The organism is Bergeyella zoohelcum ATCC 43767 (genome assembly GCF_000301075.1).
Lineage (GTDB): Bacteria > Bacteroidota > Bacteroidia > Flavobacteriales > Weeksellaceae > Bergeyella > Bergeyella zoohelcum.
In genome coordinates this window covers 1,893,423-1,912,442 of record NZ_JH932293.1, presented here as the reverse complement: position 1 = coordinate 1,912,442, position 19,020 = coordinate 1,893,423, and the positions used below count along the sequence as shown (strand labels likewise).

18 protein-coding genes are annotated in these 19,020 nt (G+C 33.3%); 15 read left to right on the top strand and 3 right to left on the bottom strand.

What is annotated here, in order from left to right; translation table 11 throughout:
* Positions 1–6: 6 nt before the first annotated feature.
* The 3 genes from HMPREF9699_RS08770 to udk are packed head-to-tail and all read right to left on the bottom strand — an operon-like array spanning position 7 to position 2,193.
* Positions 7–1,179, bottom strand: coding sequence for a methylmalonyl-CoA mutase family protein (locus HMPREF9699_RS08770; RefSeq protein ID WP_002664194.1), 1,173 nt, complete (start codon positions 1,177–1,179; stop codon positions 7–9).
* Between the two features lie 29 nt (positions 1,180–1,208).
* Positions 1,209–1,589 (bottom strand): FtsB family cell division protein, encoded by a 381-nt coding sequence (locus HMPREF9699_RS08765; RefSeq protein WP_002664193.1) that lies wholly within the window; start codon positions 1,587–1,589, stop codon positions 1,209–1,211.
* Positions 1,573–2,193: a uridine kinase gene (udk, locus tag HMPREF9699_RS08760; protein WP_002664190.1), complete on the bottom strand. Its 621-nt coding sequence runs from the start codon at positions 2,191–2,193 to the stop codon at positions 1,573–1,575. Before udk ends, HMPREF9699_RS08765 begins: the two co-directional genes overlap by 17 nt.
* 251 nt (positions 2,194–2,444) lie before the next feature.
* On the opposite strand from udk, the gene HMPREF9699_RS08755 reads away from it, so the two are divergent.
* From HMPREF9699_RS08755 to HMPREF9699_RS08685, 15 genes are all read left to right on the top strand, one after another.
* Entirely contained in the window at positions 2,445–3,692 is a 1,248-nt protein-coding gene (locus tag HMPREF9699_RS08755) for an oligosaccharide flippase family protein (protein ID WP_245946137.1), read from the top strand.
* 9 nt (positions 3,693–3,701) lie between these two features.
* Positions 3,702–4,868, top strand: coding sequence for an EpsG family protein (locus HMPREF9699_RS08750; protein WP_002664187.1), 1,167 nt, complete (start codon positions 3,702–3,704; stop codon positions 4,866–4,868).
* A gap of 10 nt (positions 4,869–4,878) precedes the next feature.
* Complete coding sequence (locus HMPREF9699_RS08745) at positions 4,879–5,760, top strand: glycosyltransferase (protein WP_002664184.1); 882 nt, start codon at positions 4,879–4,881, stop codon at positions 5,758–5,760.
* Positions 5,723–6,913: a glycosyl hydrolase family 28-related protein gene (locus tag HMPREF9699_RS08740; RefSeq protein WP_002664183.1), complete on the top strand. Its 1,191-nt coding sequence runs from the start codon at positions 5,723–5,725 to the stop codon at positions 6,911–6,913. Before HMPREF9699_RS08745 ends, HMPREF9699_RS08740 begins: the two co-directional genes overlap by 38 nt.
* 14 nt (positions 6,914–6,927) lie before the next feature.
* Positions 6,928–8,100 (top strand): glycosyltransferase family 4 protein, encoded by a 1,173-nt coding sequence (locus HMPREF9699_RS08735; protein ID WP_002664181.1) that lies wholly within the window; start codon positions 6,928–6,930, stop codon positions 8,098–8,100.
* The gene (locus HMPREF9699_RS08730) at positions 8,084–9,118 is read left to right on the top strand and encodes a polysaccharide biosynthesis protein (protein ID WP_002664179.1); all 1,035 of its coding nucleotides are present in this window, start codon (positions 8,084–8,086) and stop codon (positions 9,116–9,118) included. Before HMPREF9699_RS08735 ends, HMPREF9699_RS08730 begins: the two co-directional genes overlap by 17 nt.
* Before the next feature lie 78 nt (positions 9,119–9,196).
* Complete coding sequence (locus HMPREF9699_RS08725; RefSeq protein ID WP_002664178.1) at positions 9,197–9,430, top strand: four helix bundle protein; 234 nt, start codon at positions 9,197–9,199, stop codon at positions 9,428–9,430.
* A gap of 89 nt (positions 9,431–9,519) precedes the next feature.
* Positions 9,520–10,032, top strand: coding sequence for a WxcM-like domain-containing protein (locus HMPREF9699_RS08720; protein WP_002664174.1), 513 nt, complete (start codon positions 9,520–9,522; stop codon positions 10,030–10,032).
* A 68-nt stretch (positions 10,033–10,100) separates the two neighbouring features.
* Positions 10,101–11,231, top strand: a complete 1,131-nt coding sequence (locus HMPREF9699_RS08715; protein WP_002664172.1) for a polysaccharide biosynthesis C-terminal domain-containing protein — start codon at positions 10,101–10,103, stop codon at positions 11,229–11,231.
* Between the two features lie 101 nt (positions 11,232–11,332).
* Positions 11,333–11,677, top strand: coding sequence for a four helix bundle protein (locus HMPREF9699_RS08710; RefSeq protein ID WP_002664170.1), 345 nt, complete (start codon positions 11,333–11,335; stop codon positions 11,675–11,677).
* A 197-nt stretch (positions 11,678–11,874) separates the two neighbouring features.
* Positions 11,875–13,014 (top strand): non-hydrolyzing UDP-N-acetylglucosamine 2-epimerase, encoded by a 1,140-nt coding sequence (gene wecB, locus HMPREF9699_RS08705; protein ID WP_002664169.1) that lies wholly within the window; start codon positions 11,875–11,877, stop codon positions 13,012–13,014.
* A 5-nt stretch (positions 13,015–13,019) separates the two neighbouring features.
* The gene (locus HMPREF9699_RS08700; RefSeq protein WP_002664167.1) at positions 13,020–14,228 is read left to right on the top strand and encodes a glycosyltransferase family 4 protein; all 1,209 of its coding nucleotides are present in this window, start codon (positions 13,020–13,022) and stop codon (positions 14,226–14,228) included.
* A 299-nt stretch (positions 14,229–14,527) separates the two neighbouring features.
* The gene (locus HMPREF9699_RS08695; RefSeq protein ID WP_002664165.1) at positions 14,528–15,280 is read left to right on the top strand and encodes a polysaccharide biosynthesis/export family protein; all 753 of its coding nucleotides are present in this window, start codon (positions 14,528–14,530) and stop codon (positions 15,278–15,280) included.
* 13 nt (positions 15,281–15,293) lie between these two features.
* Entirely contained in the window at positions 15,294–17,672 is a 2,379-nt protein-coding gene (locus HMPREF9699_RS08690; protein ID WP_002664163.1) for a GumC family protein, read from the top strand.
* A gap of 51 nt (positions 17,673–17,723) precedes the next feature.
* Positions 17,724–19,007, top strand: coding sequence for a nucleotide sugar dehydrogenase (locus tag HMPREF9699_RS08685; RefSeq protein WP_002664162.1), 1,284 nt, complete (start codon positions 17,724–17,726; stop codon positions 19,005–19,007).
* Positions 19,008–19,020: the final 13 nt, after the last annotated feature.

The window sequence follows — 19,020 nt, the reverse complement described above, 5'->3', positions numbered from 1 at the left end:
TATGAATTATTCAAACATTTCTGCCCATCTAATCGGCTGAATCATCGTATCATTATAGAGAGATTCTGCGGTTTGGGTAGCTTCTAATTTCGGATAAATATTGACTCCGATGAGCTTGATTTTGCCTTCTGCAATGTGCTTTTGCTCCGTTAAAGCTTGTGTATATACCATTTGGATTAATTTCCCTGTTTTCATCTGGGCTAAAAATCCGCCTTCATCTTCTATTTGAACAAATAAATCCCATGCTTTTTCGGCGAATTGTTGCGTAGCTTCTTCTACAAAGTAGCTTCCTGCTGCTGCATCTTCGAATACATTGATAATGCTTTCGTACGCCAAAACCACTTGCTGTTTAAAGGAAATTTCCTGTGTTAATAAAGTGTTTTCTTGGAGATTAAAGTTATTGGTAAAGACAGCATCTGCTCCCGCTATCATCCCCGCAGCGAGTTCTATGGTAGAACGAATAAGATTATTCTCAGAATCTACTATGGATTTATTTCTGAGGGATGTTTCGGCAAAAATATAAGGCACCTCATTGAGTCCCAACTCTTTGCTGTAGGTGTTGATTAATATTTTTAATGCTCTTATTTTTGCTATTTCTAAGAAATATTGTCCACCTATTCCTACTTTATAGATGAGGGTAGGTAAAATTTCTTTCCCGAATTGGGAGATGAGTTCTTGTGTTTTTAATAGTGCGATGGCCAACTGCTGTATAATGGAGGCACCTGCATTTTGGTATAAAGCAATATCTATACATACTTTTCTTTCTAATGGCAGATGCTGAAGCGTGTGGAACTGCTCATGGTTTATTGTAGTTTCTTTATTTTCTGTACCTTGTTCATTTTGAAATACATCAATTAAAGAAAAATACCTGTTACCATCAGTGAATGACGCATTTTTAAGTGTATTCAAATTTTTTACATAAATACTTTTTTCTTTCACGGTAGGGAGTGGGGCATCATCTATGAAATAGGCATAAATATTCTCATCAAATTCGGTGGAAAATCTACTGACCAGCTGTGTGCTTTCTTCTATTTTAGGTAGTGGCAGTACAGGTTTTTGATTATCAGAATAATAAGGGTGGATATGGATGTCTTCTAAATTTTCTTTGTTCAGAATAGATGTGATATCCTCCGTTTTTAGTTGTTTTTGTACCAATTGTATCCAGTCTTGGTGTGCCATAATATTGCCGTAATTTGTGAAGAATCAGTTTATTTTTTTGTGGGTATTTCCTTTGTTACTGCAGAACTATCCACTACGAGTATGAAAATTTCTTCATTCGGTTTTTTCATGAAATAGTTTTCTCTCGCGTATTTTTCTTTTTCAGATTTGTCATTCATAAGCCTCTTATAGTAGGCATCATTTTTTTCGTATTCAGATTTGTAGTATTCTACCTGTTTTTCGTATTTGTCTATCTCTTGGTTCAGTTCACGGATAACGAGGAAAGAATTGTCATCAAAAAATATCATCCATCCTAAAAATAAAATGAATACCATGGTGTATCTATTGATGATGTATTTCCTTATGAAACGATAGGTTTTAGACTTAGGTTTTATTTCCTTGATCATTTCATTTTTATTCATTTTTCCCATCTTTTAATTTATTATAAATCACAGAAGTAAGAAAGTCTATTGCTACGGTGTTTTTTCTCATATTGGGAATAATGAGGTCTGCATGGTTTTTGGAAGGCTCTATGAATTCCTGATGCATGGGTTTTAGAGTGGTTTGGTAACGATGAAGTACTTCTTCTAAATCTCTGCCTCGTTCTTGGATATCTCTGCGGATTCTTCGGATGAGTCTTTCATCAGAATCTGCATGAACGAATACTTTGAGGTCAAACTCTTTTACTAATTCTATATTGGTAAGTACTAATATTCCTTCTACGATGAGAATTTTTTTCGGTTCTATGAGGATGTGGTCTCCTGTCCTAGAGTGCGTTACGAAAGAATAAATAGGCTGCTGAATGCTTTTCCCTGATTTTAAACTTTTTACATGCTCTATGAGCAAAGGAAAATCAATGGATTTCGGGTGGTCATAGTTTAGCTTTTCCCTTTCTTGGAGGGAAAGGTGAGAGTTATCATGATAGTAATTATCTTGAGATAACACATTTACTTCATCTGTATTGAGAAGTTGTAAAATATTATTCACTACGGTGGTTTTACCGCTTCCTGTACCACCTGCAATACCTATAGTCATACTTTTTCTATATGAATACAAAGGTAAGGAAAAATCGGTTTTGTTGTTTTTTTTTGATACGACAATTTGTTCAGGAATATTCGTTTGTTATGGTGATTGCCTTTTAATAATCTGTATTTTTATTGTATCTTTGACAGATTTGTTAGAGTGTACTAGCATTTTAGTTTAGTTTTTAGTATGATGTTTTACAATTTTTGTTTAGCAAAAGATTAGATTAATGATATAAGCCAATGGACACGGATGTAAAAAAAATGGTAACTAATGCAATGTATTTATATTTTGTTCAGGGACTTAATGTACTGTTACCTTTATTGGTTTTACCTTACCTAATCAAAACACTTTCTACAGAGTCCTTCGGGGTGTATAGTTTTGCTTTTGCTTTTGCTCAGTTTTTGCTTTTATTTGTAGATTTTGGATTTAATCTGACAGCAACAAAGAAAATTGCAGAAAATTCAGAAAATTCTTTATTGGTTAAAGAAACTTTTTGGAATATTATTACCATAAAGTTTGTTTTGAGTCTTTTGGCTTTTCTAGTTACCATCATTCTTATTTTAGTAAGTGCTAAAATCCGTTTTTATTCGGAGGGAATTATTTGGTCCTTTATCATGATAATAGGAGCGGTTTTTTTTCCATTATGGTGGTTTCAAGGGATGAACAAGATGAAAGAGATGAGTATTATTAATGCCGTATCAAAATTATTAACTTACCCTTTAGTGTTTTTATTGGTAAAAACGGCTGATGACTATCGTTGGGCCATTATTATTCAGTCTTTATCTTTTTTGCTGGCAGCACTTTTTTCAATTTTATATTTGATTAAAAATCAAAGCTGGTATTTTAATAATATTCGGCTTGTGAAGCATAAAGAGGTTTATATTCAGGAGATTCGGAGTTCGTTTGGTATATTTTTGTCCAATTCTTCCATTAGTTTATATACCAATAGTTTAACTATTTTGTTAGGTTTATTTTCTACCAATTATAATGTGGGGCTTTTTGGAGCCATGGATAGAATGGTGAGAGCGGTATGTTTTAGTATTTTACTACCTATTAATCAAGCGTGTTTTCCAATTATTGTACGAATGAGAAAACAAAATTTTACTAAAGCAAAACAGTTATTTATACGAGTGCTGATAGGTGTATTTTTCTTAATGCTCATAGCGTATTTAGCATTTTTAATGGGGAAAAGTATTATTTTGGAGAAGTTTTTTGAAGGGTATCAGGGGATAGAATTTGCTTTAATAGTTTTTATGTTAATGATTTTTCCCATAGCTTTGGGAGGAATAATGGGACAGTTAGGAGTATTAGGGCTTGGGGATGAAGAGGAGAAAAAAAAGTTTTCAAGAATTTATATGTGGGTAGGTGGACTTAGTTTACCCTTATCGGTCTTTTGTATTAAATATTTTGAACTATATGGTGCAATGGGAATAATGATGGGAGTAGAAAGTGTGATTTTTATATTGTTTGCACTAGTGATAATGAATATGAAACTAAAATATAAATAAGTATTTACTATGGTTTATACTATACTTTTATTACTGCTTTTATTCGGTATTTTTCATTTTGAAAAAAGGCAAAATATTTTCTTTGATAAGGCATATTATATCTTATTATTTGTATTATTTACATTAATGACGGGGTTGCGTTATAAAGTAGGAGGAGATGCTTTAATGTATGAAGAATATTATGATCACATGCCGAGTTTACAATGGTTTCAGTTTGGACTAAAGGAAACTTTTTTGGGGTATCAGCCTCTGTATATACTTTTTGTGGCGATATGTAAAGAATTTAGTCCAGACTATTATTTTTATCAACTGGTGCATTCTGTTTTGGTTAATTCCGTTTTATTTTGGTTTATTTATACGCATTCTCGTAAAGGTAAATATTCCGTTTTGCTGGTCTTATATGTATTTTTGTTTTATTTTTATTTTACATTTGATATACAGCGTGAAATATTGGCAATATGCTGTTTTTTACTAGGATTTAATTTTTTTATAAAAGGGAAGTGGTGGGCGTATTATTTATTTGCTATACTGGCATTTTTATTTCACATCTCAGCGACTATTTTATTATTATTACCTCTATTTAAGTTGGTCAAATTTAATTCGAGAATTGCACTTATCATTATTTTAGTAACCTTGCCTTTGGTTTTTACCAAGCAAATCGTAGCGAATTTGTTGAGCTTTCTCTTTTTTACGGATGCTATGAAAAATAAAGCAGAGACTTATGGTGAGTATGGTTTTAGTATTGTAGGTGTACTTTCATTCTATTTTACGAAAGTGATTGTAATATTGCCTTTTATGTTTTCTTCTATTATTGAAAAATACAAACAATGGCATTGGTTGTTTATGTACATATTGGTGTTTTCTATTTTTTCGCAAATTTTTGTGGGCATGGAGAGGCTTTTAAACTATATGTACATTCCTTATATTATTTTGATTATAAAAATTGTAAAGGATTTAAAATTATCGGGGGAGTTTAGCTTTAGAAATAAATTTGCTGTGGCTATGGTTTATGTGAGTTTCTTTTTCGTACTTTTGTATAAGATACCCATGGATTGGGGAGTGACTGATAGGGCGAAGTATCAAGAAGTCTTTTTTCCATATAGTAGTGTTTTTGATAAAGAGGAGAATCCCGAAAGAGAGAGATTTATGATAGAACTATGGAAAAGAACTAATTAATTTATTGAATATGTTATCCATTATTATTGTTGCATATAAATCCATATCTCTTTTAAAGGGATGTCTTGCGTCTATCTCAGAGTATAATGATTTAGATAATGGTCAGTTAGAAGTGATTATCGTGGATAACAGTCCTCCACAGGAAGCACAAGAAATAGAAACTTTTGTTCGTACTTATAAGAGTAGTTTTTCTGTAAAGTATATTAAAAATGAGAACTTAGGTTACGGCCAAGGTAATAATGTGGGAATTAAGGCAGCAAAAGGAAGTATTGTGGCAGTGATGAATCCAGATATAGTATTGCAAAAGCCTATTTTTAGAATGGCAATGGATGCTTTCAATAAAGATAATACCTTAGCAATGTTGGGAGGAAAGCAATTAGGCGGAAGGAATATTTCTTTTTATACTTACCCAGAATCAGAATATTATTTTTTTTCCACTTTGTGGATGTTATTGCTCAATAAATTGAATATTTATAACCCTAGCCAATATTATTTATCGGGAGCTTTTTTGTTTTTTGATAAGAAAAAATTTTTTGAAGCGGGAGCTTTTGATGAGCGTATTTTCATGTATTATGAAGAACCCGATATTACTAAAAGGATATTAAAGAAAAAATATCGTATTTCTTTTAATAAAGATATGATTTATAGGCATTTAATTGATGATAGGGAGGAGGTTTCAGATTTTTCATTTCAAGAGACTATAAAATCTTTTAAATATTATTGTTCAAAATATAATATTAATTTTAAGCAAAAGGTATATCAAAAAATTAAGACTTATCAAGTGCTGGCTAAAATATCAAAACTGATGAAAAATAATAGAAAAGTAGATATTTATTTAAAAAATGCAAAAAGATATGAGCAGACTATACAAGATTTGGACTCATGCGTTTAAAGTAAATTTTCTTTTCATTATTGCTTACGCTTCATTATTTTCTTCCGTGAGAGCTCAGCAGGTGATAGAGAAGCAAGATATTTATACTTTTGAAAAGAGTCAGTACGAAAAAGTTGATTTTTTTGCAGATGCGTCTCCTATGACGAAAGAAAAATGTGATGGGGTAATATACATCAGTGAAGGAGAGAATTTTTACAAAAGAATTCTTCCTATACAAGGAATGGTGAATGTAAAATGGTTCGGAGCAAAAGGAAATGGAGATAAAAATGATAAAGGTACAGATGATACTCAAGCTGTAAAAAAAGCTATAGAAGTATTATCCAGAATATACAAGGGCTATCCACTTAGCGGAGGGAATGTGTATGCAGGGTTTACTTTGTATTTTCCAGCTGGAAAATATATTGTGAGTGAAACGATTAAACTACCGAATGGAATCACCCTGAGAGGAGAATCTGTAGTGAGTACTATTATTCATGCGAAAACTCCCAAAATACTATTCACTAATATTCAGGGTTTTGGTAAAAATGGAATAGAGCAGATAGCTTCAGAAAATGTGATTGTGGAGCATATTACTTTAACACAAGGCGGAATAGAATTACAGCAAGCCACAGGCTCCTTAATAAAAGATGTAAGGATAATGAACCTCTCGGGTAAAGGGACAGATACTGGGATAATCATTAGACTTTCCGTTAACTTAAAGATAGAAAATGTGAAGATTTTTGGCTCTTCTGGAGTAGGGATACATTACGAAGATGCTGCTGGAACAGGCCCTTCTACCACTACTACATTGGATAGGATATGGGTAGCTCATTGTAAAACGGGGATGCTGGTGGATGGAAAAACTGGAGGAAGTCATGGCATATTTTCTTCTAAAATTTACAATTCTATTTTTGAATATAATGATATCGGGCTGGAATTTAAAGGGAATGTAGAAAACTTTAGTGTCAGAGATTCTCATTTTGAACAAAATAGGAAAAACACCATACTCATATCAGGAAGAGCTAAGATTTTTTTTGAAAATAATTGGACAGATAAAGGAGGAATTACCATACAATCTAATACAGACAAAAATTCTAAAATCTTTTTGAAAGAAGATGGGATGCCTGTAGATAATTTGTCTTCAATTAATAATATTTTTTACCAGCAGAAATAACATTATTATCTAATATGGCAAACAAAATAATTACCATAGGGGCAAGTACTCAAAATAATAAAGTGGTTAATGGTCAAACCATGATGTTTCAGCTTTTGTATGATTATTTGAAACAGCAAAAAGAAATGAAGCCTGTTTTGGTTGATTTTGGGTTGTCTGTGCACAAGAATTTTTCAGATATAAGAGTATCAGGAAAATTTAGTTATATAAAACTTATAGATAATGTTATTGCAATGGTTAAGTTACTGTTTGCACTCATTATGAATCCAAAAGCTCCTGTATATATTAATACTTCTCAGTCTAAAGTTGGATTTTTGAGGGATTATATTTTTGTTAATTTATCAAAATTTTTTAAAAGAAAAGTCATTGCTCACCAGTTTGGAGCTAATTACGAAAATTTTTATAAAGCCCAATCTGATAATATGAAAAGAAGGATAAAAAAAACGATAGAGAAGACAGATGTTTTTATAGTAGAAGGAGATTATACCAAACAGCAGTTGAAATTTGTGAAAGACTTTGAAAAAAAAGTAAAAGTAATTCCTAATGGTTTGCCTCAGAAGATAGTACATGAAGTAAAATCGAAACAGCTGAAAAAACCTGTTATGCTTTTTTATCTGAGTAATATGATTGAGGGAAAGGGCTTTTGGGATGTATTAGAAGCTGGAAATCTATTAAAGAATCAATACAAAATACCAATAAAACTTGTTTTTTCTGGAAAATTTTTGGAAGATGTAGAAGATACGATTTGTCAAAGTTCACAAGAAGCTAAGGATAGATTTACAAGAAAGCTAAAAGAATTTGGTCTGGAGAATGATATAGAGTATTTTGAAGGATTGTATGACATGAAAAAAGCTGAATACTTTCAGAAAGCTCATTTTTTTATTTTACCTAGTTATTATATTAATGAAGGTCAGCCTGTAGCTGTATTAGAAGCATTAGCGTATGGCTGTGTTCCTATTGTTACACCTTATAGGCTTATACCTATGATGGTTAATCCTAATCATGGTTATTTTGTAGAGCCTAAATCCCCTCATCAGATAGCCAATGTTGTGTTGCATTGTTTGGATAATGATAAGGAATACAGTCAAAAATCGAAAAATGCAATAGCTTATTATAATGAACACTTCACTCCTCAGAAATATATCAATGAGATTTTAAAATTACTAATAAATGAAAATAAAAAATAAAACACTTCTCATTACAGGAGGTACGGGTTCGTTTGGAACTGCGGTGCTCAACCGTTTTTTACAAACCGACCATTTCAAGGAAATTCGCGTTTTTTCTCGAGACGAGAAAAAGCAAGACGATATGAGAAACCTCTACAAAAACGATAAAATAAAATATTATATAGGAGATGTTCGGGATTATAATTCTGTAGAACCTGCTACCAGAGGGGTGGACTATGTTTTTCATGCTGCTGCACTCAAGCAGGTGCCTTCTTGTGAGTTTTTTCCTATGGAAGCTGTGAAAACCAATGTGATAGGTACCCAAAATGTGATTCGGGCAGCGGCCGCTAATGGAGTGAAAAAAGTAATTTGTCTTTCTACCGACAAAGCTGCTTACCCTATCAATGCTATGGGAATTTCTAAGGCAATGATGGAAAAAGTAGCTGTAGCAGAGGCTAGAAATCTAACAGAGACAGTGGTTTGCTTGACGAGATATGGGAATGTAATGGCTTCTCGAGGTTCTGTGATTCCATTGTTTCTAAATCAGATTCAAAAGGGAGAGCCTATCACTATTACAGATCCTAATATGTCCAGATTTTTTATGTCATTGGAAGATGCGGTGGACTTGGTCTTGTTTGCTTTTGAAAACGGAAATTCTGGAGATTTGTTCGTCAATAAAGCCCCCGCAGGAAGCATCGGTGATTTGGCTAAAGCCTTGATAGCACTCACAGGGAAAGAAGTGCCCGTAAAAATCATTGGAACCCGACACGGGGAAAAACTCTATGAAACCCTTTGTACCCGAGAAGAAATGATGAAGGCAGAAGATATGGGGGATTTTTATCGCATTCCTGCCGATAATAGAGATTTGAATTACGCTAAATATTTCTCCGAAGGCAAAGAAGATATTTCTAAAATAGAGGATTATCATTCCCATAATACAGAGCAGCAAGGCGTAGAAGGGCTCAAACAACTTATTTCTAAACTTCCACTTATTAGAAAAGAAATTTTTGGCGAAGATGTGATGCAGTATCCGTATTAGAGAGTGGGGAGAATGGAGAATAGAAAACAAGAAGTGAATTTATGATATACAAGAGGTTGAATGTATGGGAAAAAATCGATGGATTTAGTAACAAAAATCTATCAATTGACCAATAAATTCCTTTCAAATGAGATTTATGGTCTTACAAATCAATTGCGTACAGCGTTTGTTTCTATCCCTTCAAATATTCCAGAGGGTGCAGCTAAGGATTCTGATAAAGAATATATTCGTTTCTTGTATATTGCGTTGGGAAGTTTGATGGAGTTAGATACACAATTGATTATTGCCAAAAAATATCGGTTATATAAATGAGAGCGAATTAGAAAGTGTTCAAAAAGAAGTAGAAGAAATAGCTAAATTGTTGAATGGATTAATTAAATACAGGAAAAAGTTGTTGAGCAATGAATAAATACAATAAAAATCTGAAATTACAAAGTGAAACTTCTATTTCGGATTTTCAAAAATCTAATATCTACTCTCAAATTTCTATGCTCTATGTAGGTAAAAAGCATACAGACGAAAGAGGAACCATCACTTTTAATAATGATTTTGATGCCTCGCAAATCAAGAGGATTTATACCATAGAAAATCATTCTACGGATTTTATTCGTGGGTGGCAAGGACATCAAATCGAACAAAGGTGGTTTGCCTGCGTGAAAGGAAGTTTTCAAATTTCGGTAATAAAAGTGGATGATTTTCAGCATCCATCCAAAAATTTAGAAAAAAAAGTCTTTCATCTTACTGATGAGCATTTGACCTATTTGCACATTCCAGCAGGATGTATTACAGCCATTCAGGCTTTGGAGGCAGGTGCTAAGTTATTGGTTTTAGCGGATTATCTGTTGGGCGAAGTGCAAGATGAATATCGTTTTCCGTTGGAATATTTTGAAGCAAGAGAAAAGAAAAATTTATAGAATAATATCTTGCATTTTTATGTTAATAAGGGTATATTTGATTTCGAAAAATTTTAAATAGTATTGTTTTGAAAAAAATAGGAATTACAGGGCAAGAGGGGTTTGTGGGAAAGCATCTATATCATACATTAGGGCTTTTTACAGAAGAGTTTGAAAGAGTGCCTTATAATAAATCTATTTTCGAGAATGAAAATGAATTAGACGCCTTTGTCTCTCAGTGTGATGTGATTGTGCATCTGGCAGCGATGAATCGTCACGAAAGCGAGCAAGTCATTTACGAAACCAATGTAGGTTTGGTTAATAAGTTGATAGCAGCTTTGGAAAGAACAGGCTCGAAAGCACATATCCTAATTTCTTCTTCTACGCAGGAGGAGCGGGATAATCTTTATGGGAAGTCTAAAAAAGAGGGCAGAGAGGCATTGGTAAATTGGGCAAATACGAACGGTGGAAAAGTTACAGGACTTATCATTCCGAATGTTTTTGGTGCGTTTGGTAAGCCGTTTTATAATTCATTTATTGCGACTTTTTGTTATCAACTCGCACATAATCAAACGCCTACTGTTGCAAATGATGGCGAAGTAAAATTGATATATGTACAGGAATTGGTTGCTGTGATTTTAAAAGAAATCCGAAAAGGGGAGAGCAAGGCACAATATTTTGTGGAGCCTACTGCGGTGAAAAAAGTATCGGAGGTTTTGGCATTGTTAGAAGAATACAAGGCAAAATATTTTGAAAAAGGTGAAATACCTGCTTTAAACACTCCTTTCGAGCTTAATTTATTCAATACCTATCGTTCCTATATGGATTATGCAACGCATTTTCCAGTAAAATTTACCCAACATACAGACCCTAGAGGGGCTTTTGTAGAAGTCATTCGTTTGGGAATTGGTGGGCAATGTTCGTTTTCCACCACAGTACCAGGGATTACAAGAGGTAACCATTACCACACTAGAAAAATAGAAAGGTTTGCGGTAATCAAAGGAAAAGCTCTAATTCAGCTACGAAAAATAGGCACCGAAGAAGTATTGGATTTCTATTTGGATGGTAATGAACCTGCTTATGTAGATATGCCGATATGGTACACGCATAACATTAAAAACATAGGAGAAGAAGAGCTTTATACCATTTTTTGGATCAACGAACCGTATAATCCAGAAGATGCAGATACTTATTTTGAGGAAGTAGAGGTTATAAAGTAAAAAGTGAAAAGTAAAAAGTAAAAAGTAAAAAGTGGGAAGTAAAAAGTATGTGAATTTTTCCCTTTAAACTTTTGTCTTTTTCCTTCAGTAAAAGATTAGTAATGAAAGATAATGATTTATTACAACGATTTTTTGATTTTGCTGTGAGGGTTATTAAACTATCAAGAGATCTTTCTAATACCACAGAGATGAAGGTGGTTAAAAATCAATTGATAAGAGCAGTTACTTCAATTGGTGCAAATTATGAAGAAGCACAAGCAGGTTCTTCTAAATCTGATTTTGTTAATAAAGTGAACATCTCACTCAAAGAGGCACGAGAAACTAATTATTGGTTAAGGCTTATAAAAGAAGTGGAAAACACTAATTTAGAAATTGAAGAAATTATTCAGGAATTAAAAGAAATTAAAAATATTTTAGGAGCGATAGTAAAAAAGGCGAGAGGATGAAAAGTAAAAAGAGAGAAGTAAAAAGTATGTGATTTTTTTCCTGGTATTGTTAAGTATTTGTAGTTATCGATAAAAATAAATTATTTTATTTAATTGATTATCATTGAGTCGTAAATTTAAATACTTCTGATAAATATATTAAATCAACAATTCCTTTTTCCTTTAAACTTTTTCCTTTTTCCTTTAAAAAAATGAATATGAAAAAATTAAAAGTAATGACGGTGGTGGGTACCCGTCCCGAGATTATTAGACTATCAAGAGTGTTATCTGCTTTAGATGCCTCTGAAGCGGTGGAACATATCATTGTACATACAGGACAAAATTATGATTACGAGCTGAATCAAATATTTTTTGAAGATTTAGGGCTTCGTAAACCGGATTATTTTCTAGAAGCAGCAGGGAAAACTGCCACCGAAACGGTAGGAAATATTTTGATAAAAATAGACCCACTTTTGGAAGCATTAAAGCCCGACGCTTTTTTGGTGCTTGGGGATACTAACTCTTGCTTGTGTGCTATTCCAGCAAAGAAAAGACATATTCCTATTTTTCATATGGAAGCAGGGAATCGCTGTTTTGATCAAAGAGTACCCGAAGAAACCAATCGGAAGATTGTAGATCATACGGCAGATATCAATCTCACATATTCTGATATTGCAAGGGAATATTTATTGAGAGAAGGGCTGCCGGCAGATAGAATTATTAAAACAGGTTCGCCAATGTTTGAGGTGTTAAATTATTATTTACCTCAAATCAAGTCGTCTAATGTTTTGGAGAAATTGAATTTAGAAAAAGGAAAATTCTTTGTAGTTTCGTCTCATAGAGAGGAAAATATCAATTCGGAGAAGAATTTCCGAGGGCTGATGGACTCCCTTAATGCTATCGCAGAGAAATATAATTACCCAGTGATTGTCTCTACGCATCCTCGTACCCAAAATATGATCGATAAAATGAAAGTGGAGATGCATTCTAATATTCGGTTTTTGAAGCCTTTAGGTTTTCACGATTACAACGCTTTGCAGATGCACGCCTTTGCTGTATTGTCGGATTCTGGAACCATTTCGGAAGAATCTTCTATATTGAATTTCAGAGCGTTGAATATTCGTCAGGCACACGAGCGTCCAGAGGCAATGGAAGAGGCAAGTGTGATGATGGTAGGGTTATCAAAGGAACGAATTTTGCAGGGATTGGTTCAGCTGCAAACTCAAAAAATAGGCGAACAACGCAATTTCCGCTCCGTTGCGGACTATTCTATGCCTAATGTGTCGGAGAAAATGGTGCGAATTATCATTTCCTACACCGATTATGTAAAACGAGTGGTTTGGAGCGAAGAAATATAAAAAGTATGAATGTATTATTTCTGACATTAATAGAAATAAACTCAATAGAAGAGCGCGGAATTTATCAGGATTTACTCCGTAAATTCCGTGATGAAGGACATTCTGTAACAGTGGTTTGTCCTGCTGAAAGACGAAGGAAAATAAAAACAAATTTAAAATGTGTCCAAGGAATTTCTATTCTTCAGGTGCAAACGCTCAATATTCAAAAAGCCAATGTTTTAGAAAAAGGATTGGCAACCTTGGCTCTAGAGTATCAATTTCTGCATGCTGTCAAGAAACATCTTTCAGATAAAAAATTTGATTTGGTTTTGTATTCTACTCCTCCTATTACTCTTGCTAAAGTGGTACAGTATGTTAAAAATAGGGATAAAGCACTAACTTATCTTTTATTAAAAGACATTTTTCCACAAAATGCAGTGGATATAGGGATGATGAAAGAAGGAAGTTTACTCTATAAAATGTTTAGAAAAAAAGAGAAAACCTTATATGCCGTTTCTGATGCTATAGGCTGTATGTCTTCCGCAAATCAAGCGTATATTTTAAAACATAATCCTGAAATACAAGAAGATAAAGTAGAAGTGAATCCCAATACCATTGCACCTATTTCTTTTGAGTATTCTGATGCGGAAAAAGAAAATATTCGAAGGAAATATGGAATACCTTTGGATAAAAAGATTTTTGTATACGGAGGAAATTTAGGTAAACCGCAAGGAATAGATTTTCTTTTGGAAGCCATATTATGTACTTCTAGAGAAGATGTTTTTTATTTAATAGTAGGAGATGGAACAGAGTATGATAGAATTAATGATTGGTTTAAAGAGCATCGGTCAGTAAATGCGAAATTGATTCAACAATTGCCTAAAAACGATTTTGACAAATTGCTTGCTTCCTGTGATGTGGGACTTATCTTTTTAGATAAACGATTTACTATTCCTAATTTTCCATCTAGGTTATTGTCTTACCTCGAAATGAAGATGCCTGTGCTTGCTGCAACGGATAGTAGTACGGATATTGGTGATATTATAGAAGATGCAGGCTGTGGTTTTAAAGTAATGGCAGGAAATCATAAGGAGATGCAGGAAAACATTGAAAGGCTTTTAGAAATGGATATGGAAATTTTGGGAGAAAATGCTTACCAGCTTCTACTTAATGAATATACCGTAGATAGAAGCTATGAAATAATTAATAAGTTTGTTCGTGCAAATTCTTTATAGTGAATATTTAGCTTTATCATTTAGTCTTTTCAGTTGTAATGTTTTCTGTTTATGAGCTAATGTATTTTTGTGTAATCGTTATAATTACAATAACTTTCGTTGCTATAAATTTGTTATACTAGTTTTTTCTTGATTTTTTTTCTAATGTTATTTTTAATTCTACCAATCATTTATCATTATTGTTTCCCTTGCTGTTAATGATTTTGCATTGCTTTCTAGATTCATGTGTCTTAAACTGTAATTTTATAACATTAAAAATAGTATATTTGCATTTCATTTCCTAAAGAGATATTGGTCGAATGAAAAAAAAAATTAATGTACTAGGTTTATTCTTGTTTTTCCTATTGATTGTTTCTTGTGCATCTAAGAAAAGTGTAGTGTATCTTCAGGATGTTTCGGAAATTAGTTCCCTCTATGAACTTAATATTCCCAAAATTCAGAGTAATGATATATTAGCTATTTCTGTTTCCTCGTCTAATATAAAGGCTACAGAGCCATTTAATCAACAGAGTATTTATGCCTCAAATGTGAATCCTAATTCTCCTTATAAAAGTGTGTATATTGTAGGGGCAGATGGTAATATAGATTTTCCTATATTGGGAAAAGTATATTTACTAGGGAAAACTAGAAATGAAGCAATTCAGTATATGAAGGAATTACTTAGTGAATATATTGTAGACCCAGGGGTTAATATCCAATATACTAATTTTAAAGTAAGTGTAATAGGAGAGGTTAAACAACCTGGGAGTTTCGTTATTCAGAATGAAAGAATCACAATATTCGAAGCATTGGCACTTGCTGGAGATCTTACCATCAATGGAGTGAGAAAGGAAGTATATGTGATTAGAGAGGTAAATGGGGTAAGGAATGTATATGTTGTGGACCTTACAGCGAAAGAAATATTAGATTCTCCAGTTTATTATTTGGCCCAAAATGATGTGGTTTATGTGATGCCTAATCAGTCTAAAATACAGTCTTCTGTAATCAATTATCCTGTGTTTATATCTGTGGCAGGTATTCTCATTTCTGTTGTTGCTCTATTGGTGAAATAAAATTAGTGTGAAGATGAATAGTAAAGCGAATGATTATAACGAAATAACTTTTTTTGAAGAAGAGAATCTGAATATTAGAGAAATTATAGAGCCATATCTGTATTATTGGAAATGGATTTTAACCAGTGTTCTTTTAGCCCTTGCTTTGTCTTATGGGTATCTTAGATATGCCACTAAAGAATATTTTACAAGTGCTCAGATATTGCTTCATGATAACGGCTCTCAATCCCCAGAGTTGGCAGCACTTTCAGACATAGCTACCACTTTTTCAGGAGAGGGTGGAAGTGCTTTGGTAACCGATCAAATAAAAATCTTGAAATCAAGGAGACTAGTAAGCAAAGTGGTAGAAGATAATTCTTTAAATATTAGATACTTTTTAAAAGGTAGAGTAAATGAATCTGAAATATGGAAAGATAAATTACCTTTTAGTATTCTTTTTGAAGATTCTTCAGTTTTATACAAAGATAAATTTAATGGAAATTTTGAGATAGAATTTTTAGACGGTAAGAAATTTAAGGTTAAAGATGATTCTGGAGTTTTTCCATCTGGGGAATATTATTTTGGACAAAAAATAAATTCAAGTTTTGGGAAATTTGTGGTGCACAATAAAAAAGTTTTACAAAATTCACAATACAAGATTTATTACCAGCCTATTCCTGTAGTTACACAGTCTGTTATAAGCAAATTAGATATAGCACCTGAAACTGGTGATAAAAAATCAAGGATCATTAATTTAAACATTACTGATAATGTCAAGGAAAGAGGGGAGCGTATCATCAATTCTTTGATAGAAGTGTATAATATTGATAATAAGACAGACAATAATAAATTAGCAAGAGCAACTTCAGATTTTATCAATAATCGTTTAGAGGTCATATCAGGGGATCTGAGGAGGATAGATCAAAATATGGCTCAATATAAATCAAAAAATAATATTAATAGCGTAGAGACGGAGGCAGATGTTTACTTGAATGATGCTTTGTCTGTGGATAAACAAGTGGTGGAGTATAGAGCTCAATTGCAAATTGTAAAGCACCTGAACGATGTCTTGAATAATAGAAATTTTGTGCTACTTCCATCTAATATAGGAATACAAGATCCTGCATTGAATACTACGATTAATCAGTTCAATGAACTCATTTTGGAAAAACAAGAATACTCTAAATCCATGAAGGAGGGGCATCCAGTGATGGAGACATTAGATAAGAGCATTGCTGAGCTAAGACATAACATTAGAAATAGTTTAAATCTATACCAGAATACTGTTCAAACTTCTCTGAATACAGTACAGAATAAAAAGAATGATGCAATGGCTAAATTGAACCGATTTCCTATGCAAGAAAAAGGTTTTAAATCAATAGCTAGAGAACAGCAGATCGTGGAAGCTGTATATTTACATCTATTACAAAAGAGAGAAGAGTCAGAACTCAGAGCTTCTGCCACTTCGGATGCTTTCAAAATAGTAGATTCAGCCTATACACAGAAAGGGGTTGTTAAGCCTAAAGTAAGTATGGTATTAGTAGGAGCATTTGTCATAGGTTTGGTGTTACCAATATTATTTTTGTTTTTTAAGTTTCTACTGAATAATAAAGTGGAGAGTAAAAGTGATATTTTAAGAGTATTTAAAGGTGCTTTTTTAGGAGATATTCCATGTAATGCTGAAAAAAAGAAGCTTATTGGTTTGAATGATAGGGGGGAAGTGGCAGAAGCATTTCGTATTATTCGCTCCAATCTTAATTTTGTATATCCTAAAGATGATACTAAAGCTCAGGTTATGATGGTTACTTCTACCATTGCTGGAGAAGGTAAGACTTTTACTTCTGTCAATATCGCTCAAGTCTTGGGAGTTTCAGGAAAGAAGGTATTATTAGTTGGGGGAGATATTCGCTCTCCTAAGATATTGATTACTTTAGGATTGGAAAAAACTATGAGTACAAGAAAAGGGCTTACAGATTATATTGTAGAGAGGCAATTGGATTGGAAAAATCTTGTTATTCATAAAGAAAACTCTCTTACTTTTGATATTCTTCATTCAGGAACTATCCCACCTAATCCTTCTGAAATCTTATTAGATAAGAGAGTAGAGCAATTGATAGAAGAAGCAAAAGAAGATTATGATTATATTATTATAGATTCGGCTCCCGTTGCACAAGTAACTGACTCATTACAACTGGCTCACTTGGTGGATACTACTTTGTATATAGTGAGAAATAATTACTTAGATAAAAGACTTTTGGATATACTCAAGGAGGTATCAGAAAATCACAAATTAAGGAATATCGCTGTGATACATAATGATGTAAATTATACGAAGAGAGGATATGGTTATGGCTATGGACATGCTACTGATCAAAAGAAAAAGAGATGGTGGCAGTTTTATTTACAAAATTAGTTCTTAATATAGGGATAGGTAAAAAACTTTTAAACAACTAAAAACTAAATAATGAAACATAAAATCGCCGTTATCGGATTGGGATATGTAGGTCTGCCATTAGCAAGACTTTTTGCTACGAAATATCCCGTAGTAGGATTTGATATTAACAGAGAAAGAGTAGAAAAACTTAACGGAGGACACGACGATACTTTGGAGGTTTCTGATGAGTTATTACAATCCGCTTTAGTGAAAGAGAATCCTTTAAAAACAGGAAATAATGGACTCTTATGTTCGGCAGATTTAAAAGATATTGAGGACGCGAATATTTACATCGTTACCGTTCCTACGCCAGTGGATAAAAACAACCGTCCTGTGCTTACGCCTTTAATAAAAGCCAGTGAAACGGTGGGGAAAGTACTGAAAAAAGGAGATATTGTAGTCTATGAATCTACGGTATATCCAGGGGCTACGGAGGAAGATTGTATTCCTGTGGTAGAGAAAACTTCAGGAATGAAGTACAATGTGGACTTCTTTGCAGGTTATTCCCCAGAGCGTATCAATCCAGGAGACAAGGAGCACACGGTAGAGAAAATTTTAAAAGTAACCTCGGGTTCTACGCCAGAAATAGGAAAAATCGTAGATGATATTTACCAATCGGTAATTACAGCAGGTACGCATTTGGCTCCGACTATAAAAGTGGCTGAGGCGGCAAAAGTAATTGAAAATTCACAACGAGACATTAACATTGCTTTCGTTAATGAGTTGGCAAAGATTTTCAATTTGATGGATATCGATACCCATGCCGTGTTGGCAGCTGCAGGTACGAAGTGGAATTTCTTACCATTCAAACCAGGTTTAGTGGGCGGACATTGCATCGGTGTTGACCCATTCTACTTGGCTCAAAAAGCGCAAGAATACGGTTATCATCCTGAGATTATTTTGGCAGGAAGAAGACTGAACGATTCGATGGGCAAATATGTAGCAGAGCAAGTGGTAAAGGCAATGATTAAAAAGAACATCAATGTGAATGGAGCAGAAGTATTGATGTTAGGAATTACCTTTAAAGAAAACTGTCCTGATGTTCGCAATACGAAAATTGTGGATGTGATTGCTGCTTTGGAAGATTTTGGCGTAAAAGTAACTATTTTTGACCCTTGGGCAAATCCAGAAGAAGTACAACACGAATATGGTGTGGAAAGCACCCAGAAACTATCTTCTACAAAGTTTGATGCTATTGTATTAGGTGTGGCTCATAAAGAATTTAAAGAGTTGGATATTCATTCTTTGACCAAAGAAAATGCCGTGGTGTATGATGTAAAGGGGATTTTAGAGGCGGTAGATAGAAGGTTGTAATATAATGATTTTT